General features: G+C 43.4%; 24 protein-coding genes and 1 tRNA gene. 4 read left to right on the plus strand and 21 right to left on the minus strand.

Annotated features, from left to right (window positions below; genetic code table 11):
* Positions 1 to 84: 84 nt before the first annotated feature.
* Positions 85 to 465 (minus strand): hypothetical protein, encoded by a 381-nt coding sequence (locus EYS05_RS03835; RefSeq protein WP_021652849.1) that lies wholly within the window; start codon positions 463 to 465, stop codon positions 85 to 87.
* Between the two features lie 78 nt (positions 466 to 543).
* Positions 544 to 1,245 carry a 5'-methylthioadenosine/adenosylhomocysteine nucleosidase gene (locus tag EYS05_RS03840; RefSeq protein ID WP_015525635.1) on the minus strand — a complete coding sequence of 234 codons (702 nt, stop codon included), beginning with the start codon at positions 1,243 to 1,245 and terminating at the stop codon, positions 544 to 546.
* A gap of 173 nt (positions 1,246 to 1,418) precedes the next feature.
* Here EYS05_RS03840 and EYS05_RS03845 point away from each other — a divergent pair, with 173 nt between their 5' ends.
* Complete coding sequence (locus EYS05_RS03845) at positions 1,419 to 1,667, plus strand: TIGR03905 family TSCPD domain-containing protein (RefSeq protein WP_015525634.1); 249 nt, start codon at positions 1,419 to 1,421, stop codon at positions 1,665 to 1,667.
* A gap of 114 nt (positions 1,668 to 1,781) precedes the next feature.
* Here EYS05_RS03845 and EYS05_RS03850 read toward each other — a convergent pair whose 3' ends face one another.
* From EYS05_RS03850 to EYS05_RS03860, 3 genes are all read right to left on the minus strand, one after another.
* Positions 1,782 to 3,398, minus strand: coding sequence for an MBL fold metallo-hydrolase RNA specificity domain-containing protein (locus tag EYS05_RS03850; RefSeq protein ID WP_138276638.1), 1,617 nt, complete (start codon positions 3,396 to 3,398; stop codon positions 1,782 to 1,784).
* A gap of 347 nt (positions 3,399 to 3,745) precedes the next feature.
* Positions 3,746 to 4,225, minus strand: coding sequence for a DUF6147 family protein (locus EYS05_RS03855; RefSeq protein WP_049947028.1), 480 nt, complete (start codon positions 4,223 to 4,225; stop codon positions 3,746 to 3,748).
* Between the two features lie 66 nt (positions 4,226 to 4,291).
* A complete protein-coding gene (locus EYS05_RS03860) occupies positions 4,292 to 5,134 on the minus strand; it encodes a DUF4367 domain-containing protein (RefSeq protein ID WP_138276639.1) in 843 nt (280 codons plus the stop codon).
* Between the two features lie 92 nt (positions 5,135 to 5,226).
* On the opposite strand from EYS05_RS03860, the gene EYS05_RS03865 reads away from it, so the two are divergent.
* The gene (locus tag EYS05_RS03865) at positions 5,227 to 6,294 is read left to right on the plus strand and encodes an undecaprenyldiphospho-muramoylpentapeptide beta-N-acetylglucosaminyltransferase (RefSeq protein ID WP_138276640.1); all 1,068 of its coding nucleotides are present in this window, start codon (positions 5,227 to 5,229) and stop codon (positions 6,292 to 6,294) included.
* Between the two features lie 64 nt (positions 6,295 to 6,358).
* On the opposite strand, the gene EYS05_RS03870 is transcribed toward EYS05_RS03865, so the two are convergent.
* The gene (locus EYS05_RS03870) at positions 6,359 to 6,886 is read right to left on the minus strand and encodes an RNA polymerase sigma factor (RefSeq protein WP_138276641.1); all 528 of its coding nucleotides are present in this window, start codon (positions 6,884 to 6,886) and stop codon (positions 6,359 to 6,361) included.
* A gap of 23 nt (positions 6,887 to 6,909) precedes the next feature.
* Positions 6,910 to 7,314: an HIT family protein gene (locus tag EYS05_RS03875; RefSeq protein ID WP_015525628.1), complete on the minus strand. Its 405-nt coding sequence runs from the start codon at positions 7,312 to 7,314 to the stop codon at positions 6,910 to 6,912.
* A 130-nt stretch (positions 7,315 to 7,444) separates the two neighbouring features.
* On the opposite strand from EYS05_RS03875, the gene EYS05_RS03880 reads away from it, so the two are divergent.
* Positions 7,445 to 8,119, plus strand: coding sequence for a two-component system sensor histidine kinase NtrB (locus EYS05_RS03880; RefSeq protein ID WP_138276642.1), 675 nt, complete (start codon positions 7,445 to 7,447; stop codon positions 8,117 to 8,119).
* Here EYS05_RS03880 and EYS05_RS03885 read toward each other — a convergent pair.
* The 14 genes from EYS05_RS03885 to EYS05_RS03950 all read right to left on the minus strand — a co-directional run bounded on the left by EYS05_RS03885 (position 8,086) and on the right by EYS05_RS03950 (position 19,761).
* A complete protein-coding gene (locus tag EYS05_RS03885) occupies positions 8,086 to 8,688 on the minus strand; it encodes a rhomboid family intramembrane serine protease (protein ID WP_118514030.1) in 603 nt (200 codons plus the stop codon). The two genes, EYS05_RS03880 and EYS05_RS03885, sit on opposite strands and share 34 nt — an antisense overlap.
* A 158-nt stretch (positions 8,689 to 8,846) precedes the next feature.
* Positions 8,847 to 10,277, minus strand: coding sequence for a DUF6382 domain-containing protein (locus EYS05_RS03890; protein WP_138276643.1), 1,431 nt, complete (start codon positions 10,275 to 10,277; stop codon positions 8,847 to 8,849).
* A 1-nt stretch (position 10,278) separates the two neighbouring features.
* Positions 10,279 to 10,710: a TadE family protein gene (locus EYS05_RS03895; protein WP_243119205.1), complete on the minus strand. Its 432-nt coding sequence runs from the start codon at positions 10,708 to 10,710 to the stop codon at positions 10,279 to 10,281.
* Positions 10,707 to 11,123, minus strand: a complete 417-nt coding sequence (locus tag EYS05_RS03900) for a hypothetical protein (RefSeq protein WP_118626024.1) — start codon at positions 11,121 to 11,123, stop codon at positions 10,707 to 10,709. The genes EYS05_RS03895 and EYS05_RS03900 overlap by 4 nt, the downstream gene beginning before the upstream one ends.
* Before the next feature lie 11 nt (positions 11,124 to 11,134).
* Positions 11,135 to 11,734 carry a hypothetical protein gene (locus EYS05_RS03905; RefSeq protein ID WP_243119207.1) on the minus strand — a complete coding sequence of 200 codons (600 nt, stop codon included), beginning with the start codon at positions 11,732 to 11,734 and terminating at the stop codon, positions 11,135 to 11,137.
* Positions 11,735 to 11,929: 195 nt separating this feature from the next.
* On the minus strand, positions 11,930 to 13,423 hold the full coding sequence (locus EYS05_RS03910; protein WP_243119209.1) for a DUF5702 domain-containing protein: 1,494 nt from the start codon (positions 13,421 to 13,423) through the stop codon (positions 11,930 to 11,932).
* Between the two features lie 59 nt (positions 13,424 to 13,482).
* Positions 13,483 to 13,653 (minus strand): Flp1 family type IVb pilin, encoded by a 171-nt coding sequence (locus EYS05_RS03915; RefSeq protein ID WP_044962312.1) that lies wholly within the window; start codon positions 13,651 to 13,653, stop codon positions 13,483 to 13,485.
* A 44-nt stretch (positions 13,654 to 13,697) separates the two neighbouring features.
* The gene (locus EYS05_RS03920) at positions 13,698 to 14,723 is read right to left on the minus strand and encodes a type II secretion system F family protein (protein WP_174235829.1); all 1,026 of its coding nucleotides are present in this window, start codon (positions 14,721 to 14,723) and stop codon (positions 13,698 to 13,700) included.
* A gap of 9 nt (positions 14,724 to 14,732) precedes the next feature.
* Positions 14,733 to 15,515, minus strand: a complete 783-nt coding sequence (locus EYS05_RS03925) for a type II secretion system F family protein (RefSeq protein ID WP_174235830.1) — start codon at positions 15,513 to 15,515, stop codon at positions 14,733 to 14,735.
* Positions 15,512 to 16,702, minus strand: coding sequence for a CpaF family protein (locus EYS05_RS03930; protein WP_092071684.1), 1,191 nt, complete (start codon positions 16,700 to 16,702; stop codon positions 15,512 to 15,514). The genes EYS05_RS03925 and EYS05_RS03930 overlap by 4 nt, the downstream gene beginning before the upstream one ends.
* On the minus strand, positions 16,699 to 17,712 hold the full coding sequence (locus tag EYS05_RS03935) for a hypothetical protein (RefSeq protein WP_138276646.1): 1,014 nt from the start codon (positions 17,710 to 17,712) through the stop codon (positions 16,699 to 16,701). Before EYS05_RS03935 ends, EYS05_RS03930 begins: the two co-directional genes overlap by 4 nt.
* Positions 17,709 to 18,221: a prepilin peptidase gene (locus EYS05_RS03940; RefSeq protein WP_118514044.1), complete on the minus strand. Its 513-nt coding sequence runs from the start codon at positions 18,219 to 18,221 to the stop codon at positions 17,709 to 17,711. Before EYS05_RS03940 ends, EYS05_RS03935 begins: the two co-directional genes overlap by 4 nt.
* Positions 18,222 to 18,455: 234 nt before the next feature.
* Positions 18,456 to 19,610 carry an N-acetylglucosamine-6-phosphate deacetylase gene (nagA, locus tag EYS05_RS03945; protein WP_118514046.1) on the minus strand — a complete coding sequence of 385 codons (1,155 nt, stop codon included), beginning with the start codon at positions 19,608 to 19,610 and terminating at the stop codon, positions 18,456 to 18,458.
* A gap of 79 nt (positions 19,611 to 19,689) precedes the next feature.
* Positions 19,690 to 19,761 (minus strand) — tRNA-Glu (locus tag EYS05_RS03950).
* Positions 19,762 to 20,030: 269 nt separating this feature from the next.
* On the opposite strand from EYS05_RS03950, the gene EYS05_RS03955 reads away from it, so the two are divergent.
* On the plus strand, positions 20,031 to 20,795 hold the full coding sequence (locus EYS05_RS03955) for a GNAT family N-acetyltransferase (RefSeq protein ID WP_118514048.1): 765 nt from the start codon (positions 20,031 to 20,033) through the stop codon (positions 20,793 to 20,795).
* The last annotated feature ends 8 nt before the right edge of the window (positions 20,796 to 20,803 follow it).

Raw genomic sequence — 20,803 nt, forward strand, 5'->3', positions numbered from 1 at the left:
TATTGTATATGGACAGATGTTGTGCGAACCAGTATTGGTCGCTTCTGCCGGTATCACAGTATCGTTCATGGGTAAACCGCCATTTTAATACTCAGTGCGAAAACATTTTCTGCACCTTCTCCTCCTGCATCTTCGTCTGGAAATCTCCTGATACACCAGCACTTCGATCAGATCATCCAGGAATCCTCCTGGAATCTCCTGTACACTGGTATCTCCCTCCATCTGTCCCTTCACCTGGTGACAGATGTGATAGAGCATGAAACGATCCGGATATTCATCATACAGCCGGCTTCCCTCATAATCCAGAAGCTGACACTGTGCTTCCGCTTTTTCCTGGATCCTTCGGGCTGTATCCGGATAGTATGATCTCATCAGATCAAATTCCTTTTCCTGTTCTCTCTCTTCATTATAAAAACCAGGACTTCCCTGTGTAGCATAAAACGGATAAAAATCTGGATAGATCATAACTCTTCTGCTGTCCTCTCTCTGCTATCTCTTACAGTATATGCAGAAGAAAAATGACGGTTCCCTCCAAAGTTCCGATCAAGCCATGCGTTTCAGCATTCCCTGGGTCAGACGTACGCTGTGCTCAATTGCAAGCTTTTCAAACGCCGGATAATCCATGTTTGCACTATTATCTGCTTTATCTGAGATAGCACGGATGATCAGGAATGGAATCCCATTAAGAGCTGCTGCCTGTCCGATCGCTGCGCCCTCCATTTCAACAGCATAGGCGCTGAATTCCTTTACAATATTATCTTTTACACCCTGATCACATACAAACTGATCTCCGGAAGCAATTCTTCCTTCAAAAACCCGGATCTCCGGATTTACTTCCTCGCATACATCATGTGCGATCTTACGAAGGCACTCATCTGCCTGGAAAGAAAATTCTTTCATCTGCGGGATCTGTCCCTTCGGATATCCGAACCCGGTTGCATCCATATCATGATGAAGAACATCTGTGGAAAGTACGATATCTCCAATATTGATATCATTGTTAAGGCTTCCTGCGATACCGGTATTGATCACCGCTTCCACCTGAAAGAGATCTGCCAGGATCTGGGTGCACATACCGGCATTTACCTTACCGATCCCGGACTGTACCACAACTACCTTCTTTCCTTCCAGAACACCCTCATAAAAATCCATTCCGGCTCTGGTAGTAATGGATACATTCTCCATAACCTCTTTCAGTCTTGCTACTTCCTGTTCCATTGCTCCTATGATTCCAACACATTTCATGATCTGTAAATCCTCTCTTTCAATATGATATCCTGCTGAATTTCACATTTTTTCTGTTCAGCAGTATCTTTTTCTTTTTCTACATTGTTCATTATAACAAATTTTATTTTTTATGGAAACTTTTTTTGAGAGATGCTATAATCGATAAATAAACAGAACAGGAGGTAACCAGAATGGTTTATAAGACAAAAGGCGTCTGTGCTCAGGGAATTGAGTTCGAGATCGACGATAATAAAAAAGTTCACAATATCAAGTTTACAGGCGGATGTTCCGGAAACACACAGGGTGTTGCACAGCTTGCAGAGGGAATGGATGCAGATGAAGTAATCTCCCGTCTGGAAGGCATCCGCTGCGGATTCAAACCAACTTCATGTCCGGATCAGCTTGCAAAAGCCATCCGCCAGGCATTGAACGAAGGCTGATCTCACACAATCTTATTTTGTATATCTGATATATCATCACCCTGCGAAAAATTTCCGCAGGGTGATTTTAGGTTTAGGATAATCTGACAAAATAACTGTCTCAACGTTATTTAGTTAAATGTCCGTTCTATCCCACTTGTCACACAGTGACTGGATATCTCTTGCAAAACGATCCAGATCTTTATTGGGGCAGCCTTCATTCTTCCGGATCACGGACATCAGGCGACGTCCCATAGCCAACAGCTTCTCATATGCACGGGCAGCCTTGGTTGTTTTCGGCGAAGCAGTTGCCTTTACGATCCGAACACCGACAGCCTCATGGATACACCGGTTCTCCAGAAGATCATATTCTGTTCCACTAAAGGGTGCTGTTGCATCATACCCAAGCTCTTCTTTAAGCCTCTGGGCAAAAATCTCCGTCACCGTATCATCACCATGCGTAACAAATACGTGTTTTGGTCTCGTCTCAAAGGCTTTCGCCCATTCTATAAGTCCGTTTACATCCGCATGACCGCTGATTCCCGGCATTTTGCATATTTCAGCAGCTACCTGCACATTCTCACCAAACAGCTTCATCTCCGCAGCACCTTCCAATAATGCCCGCCCCGGAGTTCCTATAGCCTGGTATCCAACAAAAAGAATGGTATTTCTGGGATTCCACAGATTGTGTTTCAGATGATGTTTGATACGACCAGCATCACACATACCGCTGGCGGAAATGATCACCTTGCAGTCCTCATCAAAATTGATAGCTCTGGAATCATCGGTAGTAACGGAGGTCTTCAATCCCTGGAAGGATAACGGATTGATACCTTTATTCAAAAGATCCATTGCTTCCTCATCATAGCAGGTATATGCATTCTCACTGAAGATCGTAGTTGCCTCATTGGCGAGGGGACTGTCTACATATACCGTAAAACCATCATGGCCGTGAACCAGTCCCTGTTCTTTGATCTGTCGGATAAAATACAGCATTTCCTGAGTACGGCCTACTGCAAAGGACGGGATCACCAGACTGCCGCCTCTGTCAAAGGTCCTCTGGATGATCTCTGCCAGTATTGCCGGATAATCCGGACGGTCTCCATGACTGCGGTCTCCGTAGGTAGATTCCATCACAACATAATCTGCCTCTCGGATATATACCGGATCCCTGATCAGTGGCTGATCGATATTTCCGATATCGCCGGAAAAAACGATCTTTTCTGTTTTGTCCTCTTCCGTCATCCAGACTTCAATACTGCTGGAGCCAAGAAGATGTCCTGCATCCACAAATCTTACTTCGATTCCCTCTGCCGGTTTGATGATCTTATCATATGGGCATCTGACGAAGTTCCGGAGCACACCCATGGCATCTTCCATAGTGTATGCAGGAATAAATTCCGGTTTTCCTTCTCTCCGCCCCTTTCGGTTTCTCCACTCAGCCTCGAACATCTGGATATGTGCGCTGTCACGAAGCATGATATCGCAGAGATTACAAGTTGCCTCTGTCGCATAGATCGGCCCCTGATAGCCTTTTGCATACAAGGCCGGAAGATTTCCGGAATGATCCATGTGTGCATGTGTCAGAAGCACAAAATCCAGATCACCCGGAGCCACCGGAAGCTCCTTATTTTCATAATAATCCGGTCCCTGCTCCATTCCATAATCCACCAGGAACTTCCGTCCTGCCGCTTCCAGATAATAACAGCTTCCGGTCACCTCATGCGTAGCACCAATAAATGTTATCTTCATGCACAAGCCCCCTTTTCCGTCCCACGTTCTGAAATTTCCATATCAAAAAAAGCCTGAAGGATCTCTCTGTGATATCCGATCGTCCAGAAACGCTGTGATATACAATTCCAAGAAGAAATAATCGACTTTTTGTTTATTAACGATTTGTTATTGTATTTATTATACACGAAATATATGTTTTTTGACAGTCTTTTTGTGAAATATGTTTCTTTTTTTAAGGGGATTTTTTTAGATTTTTTGATATTATTCAGAATTTTTAGACATTCCCCAGCGAAGGTAATGTAAAGTTTACTGGATTTTTTATTTTTTTGGGGTGTGACATCGCTGGGGATGTGAGAGTTGATTTGTTATTTTACTAAAACACCGCTGGTTAATGTTGTAGTTGATTCCTTGCTTCCATCTTTTGCTGCATGATATCCTCGTACGCGATAATAATAACCGCTCGGAACGATAACTGTCAGTCCCTTATTTAAATGATCTACATTGTTTGCTGTATAACTCCAACTTTTATAAGTAGAATATGTACCTTTTACTTTCCGTTCCAAATATATCTCCAAATATACTTTATCACAAACATGATGACACTGTGTTATTCCTGAAACAGCCACCTTATTGCTAGCCATTTTTTTCACAGAAGTTGTTCCAAAATTTAAATTGTTGCCTCTTAACATACTGTATGTAGTATCTTCAGCATAATCCGCATCTGTATCCGTATCCACTGAAAAATCATCTGATAAATTCTCTGCCATTACAGGTGACGCAAACAATATGCTGCAACAGCATACTAATAATAAATTTCGCACAATTCTTTTCATTTTCTCTTTCATATAGTGCCTTTCCACCTTTAAACTTCCATTACAATATATATACGAGTTAAGAAATAAATTATCTCGTCAAAATCTTATGTTTTTTATCATTTTTAAAAATTCTTCTTTTTCCATCTTTCCACTTATCTCATAAAAAGCGGTATTATCCTTCCAATAAGCAACATAATTTTCTTTTTTATCCTGATTATCTTTTATTTTTTTTATTTCAATTACAATATTTTCATCTTTCCACTTAAGTGTTTCTAATGTTTCTCCATCTAAATTATAATCACTATTTTTACTGCTATCACTATGATCATTAATATATAATGTTATAATTACATTTTTATAATCATACTCTATCAAAGCATTGCCAATATCCGTGTTAATTTCATAGCTTTTAAATTTAAGTCCAACTGGTCTGTACATAAATTGGGGAATTGTATTTAAATTTAATTTATTTTTCACTTCATCTAACGCCATCTGCTCATCCTTCTGCGCTCTCTCATTTTCTTCATCATTTTCAATTGAAATACTCGTATCATCCCCAGCCCAATACCTCACAGAATCAATAAAATAACTCCTGTTCGCCTGGCTGGTCATGCTTGCGGCGAAGATACCGGCTGAGCATACAAGTACTGCTGCCGCTACGCGAGCTGCTTTATGACTTTTCTTTTCGGGCAGATAAACGATTTTTACATTCTCTTTATGATCATCAGTTTTAATACTGTCAGTTTCGTCTTCTTTGTAAACACCATCTGCTTTCAGTTTTTCTACAAGCCTCTGATAAGCAGCCTTTGCCTCCTCTTCTGTTTCTCCATCATCAGGAATCACTCCATCTGGAAACAGGATTTTTTCCATCTCTTCGGTTTCTTTTTCATATTCTTCTGCCAACCATTTTTTCAGTTCAGCATCCCTGAAATTTTCCATTATTTTTCTCCTGTAATCCTATCTTTCCTTGACAATTCCTCCGTTAGAGTTCATATTTAATGATAGTATATGACTATTCAGGAGGAATCCAAATGAAACACATCGTACTTACCGGCGGTGGTACTGCCGGACATGTAACTCCAAATATTGCCCTGATTCCAAAGCTCAGGGAGCTTGGTTATAAGATTTCCTACATCGGTTCCTACGAAGGAATCGAAAAAAAACTGATCGAAGAACTTGGAATCCCATATTATGGAATCTCATCCGGAAAGCTGAGACGTTACTTCGATCTCAAAAACTTCTCTGACCCGTTTCGTGTACTGAAGGGATTCAGCCAGGCCAGAAAGATTCTGAAAGAGCTGAAACCGGACGTTGTTTTTTCTAAAGGCGGTTTCGTTACGGTTCCCGTTGTGATCGCGGCCAAACGTTTAAAAATCCCCGCACTGATCCACGAGTCCGACATGACTCCAGGTCTTGCCAATAAACTCTGTCTCTCTTCTGCATCCAGAATCTGTTGTAATTTTCCTGAGACAGTCGCCAATCTTCCTGCTGACAAAGCAGTTCTTACAGGAACTCCGATCCGCCAGGAACTTCTTTCCGGAAATGCGGAAAACGGTCATAAATTCTGTGGTTTCACTGCTGACAAGCCGGTACTTATGGTCATCGGTGGAAGTCTGGGAGCTGCTTCTGTCAATGATAATGTCCGCAAGATCCTCCCTAAACTTCTGAAGGAATTCCAGGTTGTCCATCTCTGCGGAAAGGGAAAAACCGATGAATCTCTCAACGGTACTGCCGGATACGTCCAGTATGAATATATCCAGGACGAGCTTCCGGATCTGTTTGCCATGGCTGATATTGTGATCTCCCGCGCAGGCGCTAACGCGATCTGTGAGATCCGCGAACTTCATAAGCCAAATCTTCTGATCCCGCTTTCTGCCAAAGCCAGTCGTGGTGACCAGATCCTTAACGCTCGATCCTTCGAACGCCAGGGCTTCAGTAAAGTGCTGGAAGAAGAGAAGATCACAGAAGAAAAGCTTCTGGAAACCATCCGCCAGCTCTATACCGATCGTCAGAAATATACAGATGCCATGGCAGGAAACGGCCAGGTAGATTCCATCAGTAAGATCACTGATCTTATTGAAGAATGCGCCGGAGCCTGACTATATTTCCACAACAGCCATATGAAAACTCTGCCACTCCCTTCCGGGCTGGCAGGGTTTTCTTTTATTCGTATACTTTGCGAAATTCTTCCTGCAGCCAGCGCTTCGCTTTATATATCCTGTTATTGACACCACTTTTCGTCAGACCATATTCTTCTGCAACTGTTTCAGCGGAAATCTCCAGATATTTGACCTGAATTAAGATCTCATAATTCATCGGCTGTTCCTTTCGAAATCTTCTCAGCACCATATACATAAATTCTTTCTTCTCTTTACGCAGAAATACCTCTTCCGCATCGACCGAATTCTGTTCTTCCAGAAAAGCCGCAACTTCTTCCTGACAGACAAACTCATGCTTGGAGCTTGATTTCTTTATATAATCCAAAGCCTTATTCATAGATGCCGTCTTGATCAGAGAAAACATCATCTTTTCATTATCAATATTCAGGCCATCCTTTATAGTATACATTTTGTAAAGTACATCCTGACTGACATCATCAGCAGCACTCCAGTCATGGAGAACCCCATACGCATACCCTCTGGATATTTTTCGGTATTTAAGATAAAACTCTTCAAATGTCTGATTGTTCATTTTTCCTCTTTAGTGGCTATTTGTCATTCTTTAATTTTCTTTAAGATTTCATCTCTCACCTCATCGCTGAGTTCTCCGGGTTTCCAGGTTAAACCAACACCATCTCCCTCATATCTCGGAATCAGATGCATGTGAAAATGAAACACAGTCTGTCCTGCGATCTCTCCATTGTTCTGCACAACATTAAATCCATCACAGTTCAGTGCATCTCTCAGCTTTCCTGCCATTTTTTTAGCCAGGATCATTGCTTTTCCGGCAGTCTCATCCGGAAGTTCATAAATATTCGCTGCATGCTTTTTCGGCAGGATCAATGAGTGTCCTTTGCTTGCCGGTCCCAGATCCAGAATCACGCGAAATTCCTCATCCTCATAAAGTGTTGCTGATGGAATCTCTCCATTTGCGATTTTACAAAATATGCAGTCTCCCATTATTTTGTCCTCCTTGTTTGCAAAATTATTTTATCTATATTCTTATTTTGTCGTATTTTCTCGAATTTTTCAATACTGTTCTTGTTGATATTTGAAATTTCTGATGTTAATATTTTTCCGAGGTGATAATATGTGCAACGATACTACAGTCAGTAAATTGAAAAACGATTTTCATTATACACTTTCAAAATTTTCACATGAACTCCGGAATCCTCTGACTCTTATTAACAGCGGACTCCAGATGATCGCATCTGCACATCCTGAGGTCAAAGAATATGAGCACTGGGATGATGTTATGGATAATCTTGATTATGTAAAAGAACTTCTTGATGAACTTTCTGCATTTAATAATGCAGGCCATGTCAAAAGAGAAAACATTGACACCTGCTGCTATCTCCGAACGATTCTTTCCTCCATAAAACCTACTCTGGATTATCTGGAGATCACGCTTGAAACAGATATTCCGGATTCATTGCCATCGATAGCTCTTGACCGGATCCGTGTCCGGCAGATGCTTCTGAATCTTCTGAAAAACGCATGGGAAGCCGTTCCCATTCCCGGAGGAAAGATTTCTTTTTCTGTCATTCCGGAAAATTCCGGCATCCGCATTGATATCCGGGATAACGGATGTGGAATCTCAAAGGAACAGCAGGCTACGATATTTCAGCCATTTTTCACAACCAAAGAATCCGGGACCGGCCTTGGCCTTGCTGTTTCAAAACAGATCGCTCAGGCACACAGTGGAGACATCACGCTTGAGAGTACTCCCGGTCAGGGAACTGTTTTCCATATTTTTCTGGGATGATAAAGAATTACAGCGATCAGGAAACCACTCAACAAACCGCCTATATGCGCTACGTTATCCACGCCTTCACTTGCAAATCCGAAATACAGAGAAAATGCGGCCATGATCAACATCTGCCTGACAGTCAGATCCGCCACTCTTCCTCTGTGCCGTATGATCACATAGATCATACCGCCCATGACTGCAAAAACAGCTCCGGAAGCTCCTGCAGATAAAGAAGTGTTTCCTGCATACATATCAAAAAACAAAGAGAGCATATTTCCGCCCAGACCACCAAATATATAGATCAGAAAAAATTTTATCTTTCCTGTTACCGGTTCCAGTCTCTGGCCAAGCACAAACAGAACCAGCATATTATTGATCAGATGCGGCGCACCAAAATGCAGAAACATACTGCTAAACATCCGATACCACTGTCCCTGTCCCAGGATCAATGGTGCATAAGCAGCACCGCATTCCAGCATATGCTGCCCGTTCTCCGAGCCGCCGGTAAATTCCACCACAAGAAAGATCAGCGTATTTATGAGGATCAGTAAAACTGTCACAGGTTCTTTTTTTATTTCTTCCAATTCCGGCCTCTTTTCCACAGCGGTTCCGGAAATATTTCCCGTAACTCGCTGTTATAATCTGAAAATTCGAATTCATTTCATTATTTTAACAGATTTTCATCAGGCGGACAACCTGCGGTCCTATATTAATACGATACAAAACCGGACTTTTCGCTCTGTTATTTCAAAAAAATATAACGGGCCTGTGCAAAATCAACTTCATCCTCATCCTCCAACAAATAATCTTCTCCTGTTTTCAGAAGCTGTCCATTTACAGAAGTCCCATTTCTGGAGTTCAGATCTGCCAGATAATATGCCCCCTCCCTTTTTCGGATCTTGGCATGGATCCTGCTGACAGTTGGTATATTGATCACTGCATCCGCCGCAGTTTCCAGTTTTCCGATCACTGTGATATCTTTTTCCAAATAAATGGTAGCCAATTCCCCCGGTTCCCGGCTCACTAATGTAGCAGGACCTTTAGATGCACCTGCCGAAAGAACTACTGTTTCACCAAATCCATCTGAAAAATCCTCCGCTTTTGTCGGAATGTTTTTTTTGATCTTTTCCAGTTCTTTTCTGCTGCCACCGGCATTGCTCCCTGACAGCGTACCAGATTCTTTCTGATCTTCAGAATATACAGCTGTCTCTTTTTCCGCCGCACCATATTTCTGCTCAGGCACCGGCGTATCCGGTTTTTTCTTTTTTCCACAGACTTTTTTGATCAGAATATAGCTCAGCATCCCCAGTATCATTGCTGCAAGAACTCCCAGAAGAAAAATCTCTTTGCTTATTCTTGGAATATATCCACCGGCCATTCCTGCCGTAATTCCCAGAAGAAGCACCAATGCTGCACCAAATCCAGCCACTGGCTTCCATATTTTGTTTGTTTTCCGCTTCTGTGAGTCCGCTGAAGCTTTTTTCTGTTTTTCATTTCCGGACACACTGGCTCTCTCCCAGTTTTCCATCTGCCACAGATTATCTTCTTTTTCCTCCTCTGTCATCCTGTTTTCTTCCTGGACCACTGTTTTCTTCTTTTCATATGGAGAAAAATCTTCCTCGTCGCTGTTACATATTTTATATAACTCTTCCTTGATGTATTCCAGATGAAAGCTGTCCTCCAGTGCACGTCTGTATACACTGTATCCCAGCATGACCGCTTTTCCGTCTTCATGATCCAGCTTTGGAAGGATATACTCCGCAAGACTCTGAAACTGTTTCTGTACCTCCCCATGAAATCCCGGCATATAACAAAAACGGACACTTTTTCTTTCCGCATCCAGATAAATATATTCCGGTTCCAGGATCAGCTGACAGGGATTCAAAAGATACTCGGACATTTCTTCCATGATCTGTATAAAGCCTCCCAATATCATCTGAAGCGACTCCAGATCCATCTTTTTTTCCTCAAAAAGCGCCGTCATGGAATGCCTGGAAGTTATATCATAATACACCATGAATTTTCCGTCGATTCCCTGTATCCTGCATTGAAGAAGATCCGGCACAGCATTGGCCACGATCATTCTTACCTGGTAAGAATCTGTATCGATTCTCTCATCTCCTGTCAGGATCAGATAATTATGATTCATATCTCTTTTATATTCCGTTCTCATTTTATGGCGTCACCTCTCCCAGCATATCCACAGTTCCTTTTACCTTGCGGATCCATCCCACAGGCCGCAGAGGCTTTGCCTTACCACTTACTTCCAGCTTCCATTTCTGCCCCAGGAATCCGGCCGGTATTTCCAGTCTGTAATTTACTTTCACTGTTTTTCCCGCATTTGTCTGCATGCTAAGATTCTTTCCTCCCAGCAGCCCGATACCTCCCAGCATTCTTCCCTGTATATCCGCCTTTTCATATATGTTCCCTTTCTTTTTATATCCTTCCATACTGCCGCTGACTGCTGCCTCATAAGCTGCCGCAGTGAGATATGCTCTGTCATGTACAAAAAAATCCAGATACAGCACTCCGATCAGTATCATAAGCACCAGAGGCATGAGCAATGCAGCTTCTATTGTAAAACTCCCCTTTTTTATTTTTCTCACAAAAATATCCCTCCCAAATATCCGATCAGCAAAAACGGTACAAAAGGAATTTCCTCACTTCGGCTTTTTTTTAGAATAAGATACTCAATGCCTGAGTAGATTCCGCACAACAATAATGCCCCACCGAGGATCCCTGCCAGTTCTCCGGCTCCTAACACAGAACCCATTGTCAGTATCAGCAATCCGTCTCCAAATCCGACCATTCCTCCACTGATCAAAGCGATCAAAATTATAAATACTCCGATTCCCATAGAAATAATCCCTGCCGGCCAGAGAAGTCCCTGCCTGATCCGCCACAAGATCCCGCCTGTCAGGAATATAAAGAGTACCGGTAAACAGATTTCTTTTTTTCGGATATCTGTCCAGGTATTAATTCCAAGAAGTACAGTCATGCAAATTTTAACACTGCTCATGATTTCTCCTTTCAGCCACATCGTCCGCAGGCACTCATTTCATCGGAAACCTCAGTTTCTTTCACCATCCGTACTGATCGTTTCAATGCACTGCAGCTTTCCCTGTTATGAAAACGGTTACTCTTTTTTGTGATATATACCACTCCAGCCGGTTCCTGCCCACGACTGCACAGCTCACAGGCCTGATACTTTTCTCCATATGCATTTTTTAAAGTTTTAACCGAAGAGCCTGATATCTGCTGAACAGACAGATTCAGATAACTGCACCCCAGTTTTCTGTGATACACACTTCCTGATTCTGTCACATACACCATAGGCTGGCTCTCCACTGTATCATTTCCATTTTCGTATATCACACCATTCCACGTATGAACCTTTACCGTATTGTGGAACCATATTTTAGGAAGCGGGATCAGACCGCCTATGGGTTGATAGGAATATACGTCCGGCAATGTGATCGTTTCTGCACCTGAGCCGCCGGTACCATACGCATACATACCTGCTTCTTTTGCTTTCTGGCACAAGCCGGTCAGATGCTCCGTCTGTACTTTGTAAATATCCATAAAAGAAAGCAGCGTGAGCACTCCGAAAAAAAACAACGGAAAAACCATCGCAGTCTCCAGGGTGAGACTTGCTTTTTTCAGAAAGGTGCACAGGGATACTTTTCCAGGAAGCGTTTTCCGGCTTATCGGGGAAAGCAGGAAAAAAGCTCTTCGAGAGCGCCTTTCTCTTTTTTGATCCAGTCTGTTTATCTGATTTTTATCTTCTTTTTCTTCCTGAAAAAGCATCCCTGTGCACCTCTCTTTCTATTCATACGCATACTGACGCGAAACTGTAAATATTTTCCGTCGGTTTGCTTTTACATCTGCAGACGCTTCCAGGGCAGTGATGCAGTGGTCCATCTGAAAACCCGGTCTTTTTCCCTTTTCACGTACAGAGCACTCGATCATATCCATTCCTCTCAGAACTTTATCCTGTTTTCCTTTCGCCATAAGCAGAACCTGAAGATAATCCTCATAAGACATTCCATTCCCTGCATCCTTTCTTGAAGAATCCAGTTTGTCCAGGATATTGGGCAGATTACTCAAAGACAGCTGCCAGTCTGAGGAGTTTTTTATAAGAGGCACATGCCCTCCTGCAAAAAGTTCCCGGACATCCAGAATACTCTCCGCAAATGCCCAGCAAAAGATCAGTGCCGCTTCGATCACTGCTGCCGCCGGCGGGATCAGAAAACCCGATGCAATAGCCAGCGCCAGTGTTTCGACCTGTATCCGTTTTCCACCATCTGAAAGCAGGTACGCCATGTTAACCCCCTGACGGATAACCAGAAGTTTTCCTGCCACGGACTTCAGATTTTCCCGATCACTGTTCTTCCCTCCAAGAATATATTCCGCCTGATAATTCAACCCTGCCGCTGCCGGTCTTCGATAATTTCCCAGTTTCTTTAGCAGATACTGTCCAAATAATATTCCGGACGTATACGAATTATCGGATTGTATATCCGTATCCAACATTAGTCCTGTCTGGAGCTTTCTTCCGGATGTAAGGCTTTTTCTGTCTGTAACCGCATCCGATATTCCCCGTTCGGATGGTACTACCAGATCAATAAGTCCCATTTTACGGACTCTTCTGATGATTGGAATAGGATTTTCTACGCTTTCATCAACACCGCCGGTAAAATCATCCCCATTTCCTGCATCCGAAAAATCTCCCTGATTTTTTTGTTGCTCCTGTTCTTTTTTTGCTTCTTCGCTTTTCTGTGCGGCATCCGTAATGGCAGAATCATAGGAATCCAATGTTCCTTTATTTTCTGCCTGTTCTCCTTTTTTCTCTGCATCCTCTGTCTTCTTTTCCTGATCCTTCAGTTTTCCGAGAAGAGTCTGTACCCCCTGGCTTCCCAGAGTTTCACGCATATACTGAACAGCCTGCTTGTAAAAAACCTCGCCTTTTCCATCGCTCAGAAGCTGATAACCATTGAATCCGCCCTGGAGAAGCTCCAGTTTCTGACTGTTCTGTTTCAATACAGGTTTCATATAAGTCTGAAAATCATCATATACAGAAGCCATATCCAGTTCTTCTTTTCCACCTGCATACAGTGCAAACAGCTCATAATCTTCCAGAAGCGTTCGGTCATACTGTCCAAACAGGGAATATAAGCCAATATCCATACTGTTAAGTATCTGTGTCCTGGCAGCTGCCATGCGTACAGATTCAATGCTGGCACACACAAGAGAAAGAACCAGGCTCAAGATCAGAGCCAGAAAGATCGTAATGCTGCCTTTTTTCACATTTCCTGCCAAGGGGTACCTCTCCTTTCCAAAACGGAAATATCAGCAGATATCACCGTTTTTTCTCATTTTCAGATCGTATTGCTTTGTTTTGTGATTTTTGTAAGGATTTTTTTCACAAGTGCTGTAAGCTGTTCCTTAAAGATGATGACCAGACTGATCAGAACCACCAGAATCAGGATGATCTCCACAACACCCACTGCATCCTCTTCCATCGCAAATTCTTTTACATACTTCCACATATTTTCATTTGTCACCTCACATTTCCTTTCTCTGCTCTCCGGTCCTACCCTCCGTAAAAGGAAAGACATGCCGGAAGCATGATCACCGCCATCACCACCAGGAGCATCAGGACCATCGGAAAAAGCAGTTTTGTTGCTGCTGTATCTCCCAACACTCTTGCTTTTCTTTTTCGCTCCTCCCAGGCTTCCACGGATTCCTTTTCTAGCAGATCGGCCAGATACCTGCTTCCTTTCTGGAGGTTCTGGATCAGCAGTGTTGACAGAGTTTTATACTTTACCTGTCCGCACCGTTCTCCAAATCTCCGGTAAGCCTCTGCTTCGGAAATCCCACTGTCCATCTCATAACAGGCTACTTGGATTTCTTCGTAAGCCTCACGTTTTTTACCATCTTCTCTCTTTCCGTAATCCAGCGCTATTTTCTGGAATGCTTTTCTGGCAGTTAAGCCTGCCTGCACCAGAAGGGTAAATTTCATGATCAGTCCCGGATAATCCATCAGCATCTGTTCTCTTCTTTTTATTTGAGCATTCTGTTCTTCCCGTTTTTTTGCAATGACAGCTGCTGCCGCTGCTGCCAGGCCAAGAGCTGAAAGCAGGTTTCCTGTTTTGTCTTTTGTCTGCTCCCATTCAAGATGTTTTCCATTCCATTCATCTGGAAGATAATAGTACTGCGAATCGTTTTTTTTCTGATTATATTGTACGATCATATCCTGCAGCTCTTTCTCGCGCTGCTGTTCTTCGCTAAGTTCTGTTTCCGGTTCTTCTTCGGATCCTTCTGTTTCTTTTTCCGGCACCTGCACATACAGGGAACCAGCTTCTTCTCCGTCTACAGATACTTTGAATTTCTCTTCATAAGCACCTGTCTCCTCTTTTTCCATACGGTATCCGGATGAATAAACCTTATCTCCGCCGCTTTGAAATGTCAGGAGCATACCGATGATATTTCCGGTAAGCGCTATCCATATAAACAGTTTCTTTTCTTCCGGATTTCCGGCTTCCGGAGGCAGCCGCCCCATTTTTCCTGCCAGAAACACCCCAAGGATCACCATAAATATCAAAATATGTATCCACATTATCCTCACCTACACTTCTATGTCTACGATCTTCACACCCAGCCAGTAAGCCAAGCCATAGATCACCATGCAGACTGTCATGGCACAGATTCCGAAAGGATTCCCATAAAGTACATCCAAAAATCCCGGCGAAGTCAGTTTCAGATAACAAATGATACCGGCCGGCATGATACTCATAACCATCTGTTCCGATTTCTTTGCGGCCAGCGTTGCCTCGATCTCTTTTTTTACCTCGATCTTATCACTAAGCATTCTGGCTACTTTCTGGATCACCTGCGTCATATCCCCGCCTGTTCTTTTTGCTGTATAAAATACTGCTGCGAAATTTTCAATATCTTCCACTCCGCTGCGTTTTCCCAGATCCAGGAACAGCTCTTCCACCGGAACACTCAGACGCAGCTGGCTTTCGATATACCGAAATTCATCCAGGATATCACTTCCCTTTTCATAAAGTCTCCCCAGATCCTTTACACTGGCACGCACTGCATTCTCCGCAGAATAACCGGCCTGTACCGCCACATTCATGGCCGTCAGAGCATCCCGGAACTGGTAATTCAGCTCCCTCTGCTGCCGTGCAGTACATTTTTTCCTCTGTAGCTTCAGAAAAAGCACTGGTATTGGAAGCATAAACAGCAATACCGGAAGGCTCTGATAAAACAGATAGTCGGCTGCAGCGCATATGGCAGCTCCCTCCAGAAGATATTTTGCGGTCTCCTTCCCCGTAAAATGATACATCCTGTAATCTTTCCTCGTAGATCTCCATTTCTGATTCTTTCCTTTCCGCTCTTTCATAGTCTGATTCCTGCCCGTTTCATTTTTTCACAATGCAAAAGTTCTCCGGTTTTTACAAGTCCCTTTCCTTCTTCCCAGCGATACAGCGGCCTGGTCTGGATCTCTCCGTTTTCAAATCCACATACTTCTGTGATTTCCAGCAGCTTTCTGCTTTTGTCCCGCATACGCCCAAGATGCACCAGAATATCTACCCCGGAAGCAATCTGCCTTCGGATTGCTTCCAGGGGAAGATCGATTCCCATCAATGTCATCGTTTCAATTCGAGAAAGCATATCCTGACTGCTGTTTGCATGAAGTGTTGAAAGACTTCCATCATGTCCCGTATTCAGGCTCTGCAGCATATCCACTGCCTCTCCTCCACGGACTTCCCCTACAATTATCCTGTCCGGTCTCATTCGAAGGGCTGACCGGATCAAATCTCGGATCGTTACTGACACCGCGCCCGCCATATTGGCCATTTTTGCCTCCAGACATACCAGGTTATCAATTCCCCGGATCTTAAGCTCCGCATTATCTTCAATGGTGATCAGACGCTCATCTTTTGGAATATATTCTGTAACAGCACCAAGGAATGTTGTTTTTCCACTTCCTGTACCTCCACCGATCACAATAGAATATCTTGCCTGAACAAGTTTTTTTAAAAACTGTGCACATTCTTCGGTGATACTTCCAAAAGCGATCAGTTTTTCCATTGTGATAGGATCATCCGGAAAACGGCGGATCGTCAGGATCGGACCATTCAGAGCAACCGGATAAACCACTGCATTCACACGTGCTCCGTTTTCCAGCCTTGCATCTACAATGGGCATGGATTCGTTGACAACCCGGTTACAGCGCCCTACGATCTGCTGGATCACATCCTCCAGCTTCTCTTCCGACGTGAAGACCTTATTCCATCTGGTCAGTTTTCCTCCACGTTCCACAAAAATATGATCCGGACCATTTACCATGATCTCCGTAACACTTTCATCATCGATTAGTTCCTGCAGAACATCCAGCTTACGCACAGAACAGAACAGTTCCTGTCTGAGCTCTACTTTCTCCTTCAGTGAAAGAAACAGTTCCCTTGCCTGAGTTAATATCAGTTCATCGATCACCCCCAGGATCTCATCATCGGACAGCTCTCTGGAAACATCCAGCTGTTCCATGAGCAGATCATACATTTCCCGGAATTTTTCTCTGTTCATGACCGCTCCTTTCTCAAAAGTTCACGGATATAATCTCCCAGTTCACTCCATACCAGCTGTTCAATGTAAGCGTCAGAAGAGATCATGTCCATATGAAAGGGCAGGCGCACCTTTTCTGTTTTTTCCAGGATCTTTTCTTTATTCCAGATACGCAGAAGATTTTCGAATTGTGTCACCTTACAAACGGAAAGTGTGTCATTCAAAACCGGCATATAGATTTTTCTGCACATCTCCAGAAGCCGGAAATCCTCATCTGCATTTTCTCCCATATCCAGGATCAGCACTTCATAGGAACTGTGAAGTACGATTTCCTGCAACAGCCGCTCCCAGTCTTCCCAGTCCACGGTCCGGATATCTGAAGGTGTTCTTACCGGCGGTATAAAATCCAGATTGTTTACTGTCTGGATCATTCCGTTCATTCTATGGATCAGGTTTTCATTTCCCTGGCGAACATAATAAAACAGATCACTCAGATTAGCCGGAAATTTTTTCCCAAGAAGTTCCTCAAAACCAGAATAGGACTCCAGATTCAGATAAAGAACGGCACGTTCTTTCGCCAGTATCTGTCCCAGCGCAAGTGCAAAGGATGTCTTCAGACATCTGCCAAGAGGAGAAAAAACACCGATGATCTCCATTGTCTTTTTCAACACAGGAAAAGTTACCGGATCAAGAGATTTCTCTTCTCCATAGCAGGCCATCACCTCCCTTATCACATCTGAGGAAGATTGGTATTTATACACACTTGAATACTGATCCAGTTCCGGAGGATGCACACCTTCTGAAAGAATGATGATCTTTCCGATACCAAGGTCACGGACTTCTTTTCGCATTGCTTTATCGGAAATCAGCAGCAACTCAATATGATTTTCTTTTCCGTAGGCAATGAGACTTTCTGCCGTGGTAAATGCCTGAATCTCAAACGGAAGATTCTTTTTCTGGTTCAGATAATCCATAAAATTGAAAGCATAATCCACCTCCAGATCACAGACCGCAAATATGTTTTTCTTCAATACACACCTCCTGCATAAAGCACCGCACTCAAAAATATGGGTACCGTAAAATGAAAGTTCTCCGGAAAGCTCATCCCCTTTCTGTAATAAGGACGTATCTCACCGGTACAGTAAAACTCATTCATATACTGATATAAATAAAGGAATCTTCGGCGGATACCGCCTGTAGAAATAAGAATTGCCAGAGAAATGCCTGCACCTGCAAGCAGAGAATAAACAATACATTCCATAACTGTCCGCGGCCCCATGATCCCGCCAAGTGCGCACAGAAGCTTGATATCTCCGGCGCCGATCATATGGAATATGAAAAGGATTCCCAAAAGAAGCACCGGCACAGCCACTCCCGCCAGAAAGATCACTCCACCTTTCGGCCCGTTTTCTGTTACCTGGATCAGGAAACCGATCATAAAAGAAAAAAGGATCCATCCATTGTCTACAGATGCATCTTTAAGATCCATCCAGACCGCCATCGCAGATATCACCACGGATAATTCTCCATAAAGAAACATACACGCCCCCTTTCCTTCTTAAAATATATGTTTATTCAGTTATGATAAAAATGGGATTTCCCGCCTGACCTGGCGGTGATCGATACCAGAAGATCTCTGGTGAAATTAATTATAAAATTTCAGGAGCATTTTGTCCAGCATTTTCGTTCGACAAATTCTGACACGAATTTTGCTGTCATCTACTCCTGAAATTCTTTTTATCTTTTAATTTTTTTCGCTTTATCTTCTATGATCTTATCGGATCTTTACTCCGTCCTTGATCACTGCTTTCAGTTCCAGATCCTGATCCAGCAGTACCACATGAGCTTTTTTACCTGCTTCCAGAGATCCGTACTGTTCTTCTACCCCAAGGCTTCTGGCCGGATTTATGGTCGCGCAGGCCACGGCTGTTTCCAGCGGAAGATCCATCTTTTTAACAACTGTACGCATACAATCCATCAGATTTGTGGCAGATCCTGCGATCGCACCATCAGATACCAGCGTGGCAAGTCTTCCCACAACCTTAACATCCAGTCCGCCCAGTGTATACTGACCGTCCGGCATACCGGTAGCTCTCATACTATCGCTGATCAGGATCATCCTGTCAGCTCCCATCATCTGAAAGGTGGCCCGGACAACAGACGGATGGATATGGATCCCGTCACATATGATCTCTGCCATAACATCCTTATTATCAAAAACAGCACCTACGACGCCTGGTGCACGATGCGTAAACGCAGGCATTGCATTATACAGATGGACTGCATGGTTTGCTCCTGCTCTGCATGCTTCCATTGCTGTATCGTAATCTGCGTTGGTATGTGCCAGAGAAATATTGACCCTTTCATGAACTTCCCGGATAAATTCTGCTGCATGTTCACTTTCTTCAGGTGCAATCCCTATAAATTTTACCAGACCTTCCGAGGCCTTTAAAAAACGGTCACAGATTTCCACATTGCATGGAAGGATATTTCTCGCGTCCTGTGCACCTTTTTTCGCCGGGCTGATAAACGGCCCTTCCATATTGATCCCCAGAAAATCTGCCTTACGGCAGTCCTTTGTTTCTTTTTTATATTCTGCAGCTGTATGGAGGATCTGCTCCAGTTCCTCTACCGGCAAAGTCATGGTAGCTGGTGCAATCGCTGTAACTCCTACCGATGCCTCATATTCCGCGATCCTTCCAATCGCATCTTTGTCTCCGTCGCAGAAATCATCTCCCTTGCATCCATGAAAATGCAGATCGATCAGTCCCGGAATGGCGTAGCAGCCTTTTCCGTCCATAACGTCCCCGCTAAGCTGCGGCGCGTCCTTTTCTTCATAAACCTGTCGGATCTTATCCCCATCCAGGATAATCCCGCCTTTTACAAACGCTTTGTCCGGTGTAAAAACATACACATTATCAATGATCATAGTAAAACCTCCCAAAATCCCCATTTGTGATCATAAACAAAAAAGCAACCAGAAACATGTTCTGATCGCTTTCAGTTAATAGCCAGTACGGGAATCGAACCCGTGTTTCCGCCGTGAGAGGGCGGCGTCTTAACCCCTTGACCAACTGGCCATATTCTTTTGTTTCTGTCGTTTGATTTTGTTTTTTGTTGTTTCCCTCAACCGACTTCGTTAGTATATAACACTTTCTTTCAAAATGCAAGTACTTTTTTTAATTTTTTTTAAAAATTTTCATGTTTTTCACGTTTATTCGTTTTTTACCCATTTTCCGATATTTCGTACGCTTGACCACTGCTGGTGTAAGTGCTACTATCAAAGCACCAATACCAAAATAATCAACTGCGGATAATGATCCACCCGGTATATCAGAAAGGTAATACTATGGAAACAACGATCAAAAAAATCGAAGATATGTCACTGAACGCATGGCCTTCCCATAAAATGGAACTTTATGACGGATGGATCTTACGTTTTTCTTATTTTTATACACACAGGACCAACAGTGTGGAACAGTTCGGAACATCCACACTTCCATGGCGCGAAAAAATCCCCTACTGCGAACAGGTCTATAAGCGTCTGGGAACTCCTGCGATCTTTAAGATCAGCCCCCTTGTATCCCCGGATTTTGACTATATGCTGGAAAACAGAGGCTATTCCGTTCAGCACATAACAAATGTTATGACTGTAGATCTGGACAGTGCCGTTCTGGATGCGCCTGTCACTGATGTGCTTTTTTCCGATGAAATTCCGGATTTCTGGATCCACAGCCTTTTTGACCTGAAAAGAACTACAAATCCGATCCATCGAAGCGTCGTTCCTTCCATGTACCGTGCCATTCTTAAGGAAACTGTCTGCGCTTCCATAACAAAAAACGGCGAGATCATTGCCACAGGTCTTGGAATCCTGGATCGCGACTACATCGGCATCTATGCCATTCATGTACGTGAAGATTATCGCCGCAGAGGATATGCCCGTCAGATCTGTACCGGTCTTCTCAATGAGGGCAAAAAAAGAGGCGCCAGCCACGCCTATCTTCAAGTGGTAAAAAACAATGCTTCCGCAGAAAAGCTTTACAGCTCTCTTGGATTTCAGTATTTCTATACCTACTGGTTCCGTGTTCAGCCTGTAGGAACACGTTTTCAGTAAATGCATGG

The organism is Blautia sp. SC05B48, assembly GCF_005848555.1.
Classification (GTDB): Bacteria; Bacillota; Clostridia; order Lachnospirales; family Lachnospiraceae; genus Blautia_A.

Bases quoted from the DNA above. Each gene is read 5' to 3' on its own strand.
- EYS05_RS03890 (WP_138276643.1), bottom strand. From the start codon at position 10,277: ATGAGAACGGAATATAAAAGAGATATGAATCATAATTATCTGATCCTG.
- EYS05_RS03925 (WP_174235830.1), bottom strand. From the start codon at position 15,515: ATGAAAGAGCGGAAAGGAAAGAATCAGAAATGGAGATCTACGAGGAAA.
- EYS05_RS03860 (WP_138276639.1), bottom strand. From the start codon at position 5,134: ATGGAAAATTTCAGGGATGCTGAACTGAAAAAATGGTTGGCAGAAGAA.
- EYS05_RS03915 (WP_044962312.1), bottom strand. From the start codon at position 13,653: ATGTGGAAGTATGTAAAAGAATTTGCGATGGAAGAGGATGCAGTGGGT.
- EYS05_RS03850 (WP_138276638.1), bottom strand. From the start codon at position 3,398: ATGAAGATAACATTTATTGGTGCTACGCATGAGGTGACCGGAAGCTGT.
- EYS05_RS03905 (WP_243119207.1), bottom strand. From the start codon at position 11,734: ATGGTTTTTCCGTTGTTTTTTTTCGGAGTGCTCACGCTGCTTTCTTTT.
- EYS05_RS03930 (WP_092071684.1), bottom strand. From the start codon at position 16,702: ATGAACAGAGAAAAATTCCGGGAAATGTATGATCTGCTCATGGAACAG.
- EYS05_RS03875 (WP_015525628.1), bottom strand. From the start codon at position 7,314: ATGGGAGACTGCATATTTTGTAAAATCGCAAATGGAGAGATTCCATCA.
- EYS05_RS03920 (WP_174235829.1), bottom strand. From the start codon at position 14,723: ATGTGGATACATATTTTGATATTTATGGTGATCCTTGGGGTGTTTCTG.
- EYS05_RS03900 (WP_118626024.1), bottom strand. From the start codon at position 11,123: ATGAGCAGTGTTAAAATTTGCATGACTGTACTTCTTGGAATTAATACC.
- EYS05_RS03835 (WP_021652849.1), bottom strand. From the start codon at position 465: ATGATCTATCCAGATTTTTATCCGTTTTATGCTACACAGGGAAGTCCT.
- EYS05_RS03880 (WP_138276642.1), top strand. From the start codon at position 7,445: ATGTGCAACGATACTACAGTCAGTAAATTGAAAAACGATTTTCATTAT.
- EYS05_RS03865 (WP_138276640.1), top strand. From the start codon at position 5,227: ATGAAACACATCGTACTTACCGGCGGTGGTACTGCCGGACATGTAACT.
- EYS05_RS03940 (WP_118514044.1), bottom strand. From the start codon at position 18,221: ATGTTTCTTTATGGAGAATTATCCGTGGTGATATCTGCGATGGCGGTC.
- EYS05_RS03840 (WP_015525635.1), bottom strand. From the start codon at position 1,245: ATGAAATGTGTTGGAATCATAGGAGCAATGGAACAGGAAGTAGCAAGA.
- nagA (WP_118514046.1), bottom strand. From the start codon at position 19,610: ATGATCATTGATAATGTGTATGTTTTTACACCGGACAAAGCGTTTGTA.
- EYS05_RS03955 (WP_118514048.1), top strand. From the start codon at position 20,031: ATGGAAACAACGATCAAAAAAATCGAAGATATGTCACTGAACGCATGG.
- EYS05_RS03845 (WP_015525634.1), top strand. From the start codon at position 1,419: ATGGTTTATAAGACAAAAGGCGTCTGTGCTCAGGGAATTGAGTTCGAG.
- EYS05_RS03855 (WP_049947028.1), bottom strand. From the start codon at position 4,225: ATGAAAGAGAAAATGAAAAGAATTGTGCGAAATTTATTATTAGTATGC.
- EYS05_RS03870 (WP_138276641.1), bottom strand. From the start codon at position 6,886: ATGAACAATCAGACATTTGAAGAGTTTTATCTTAAATACCGAAAAATA.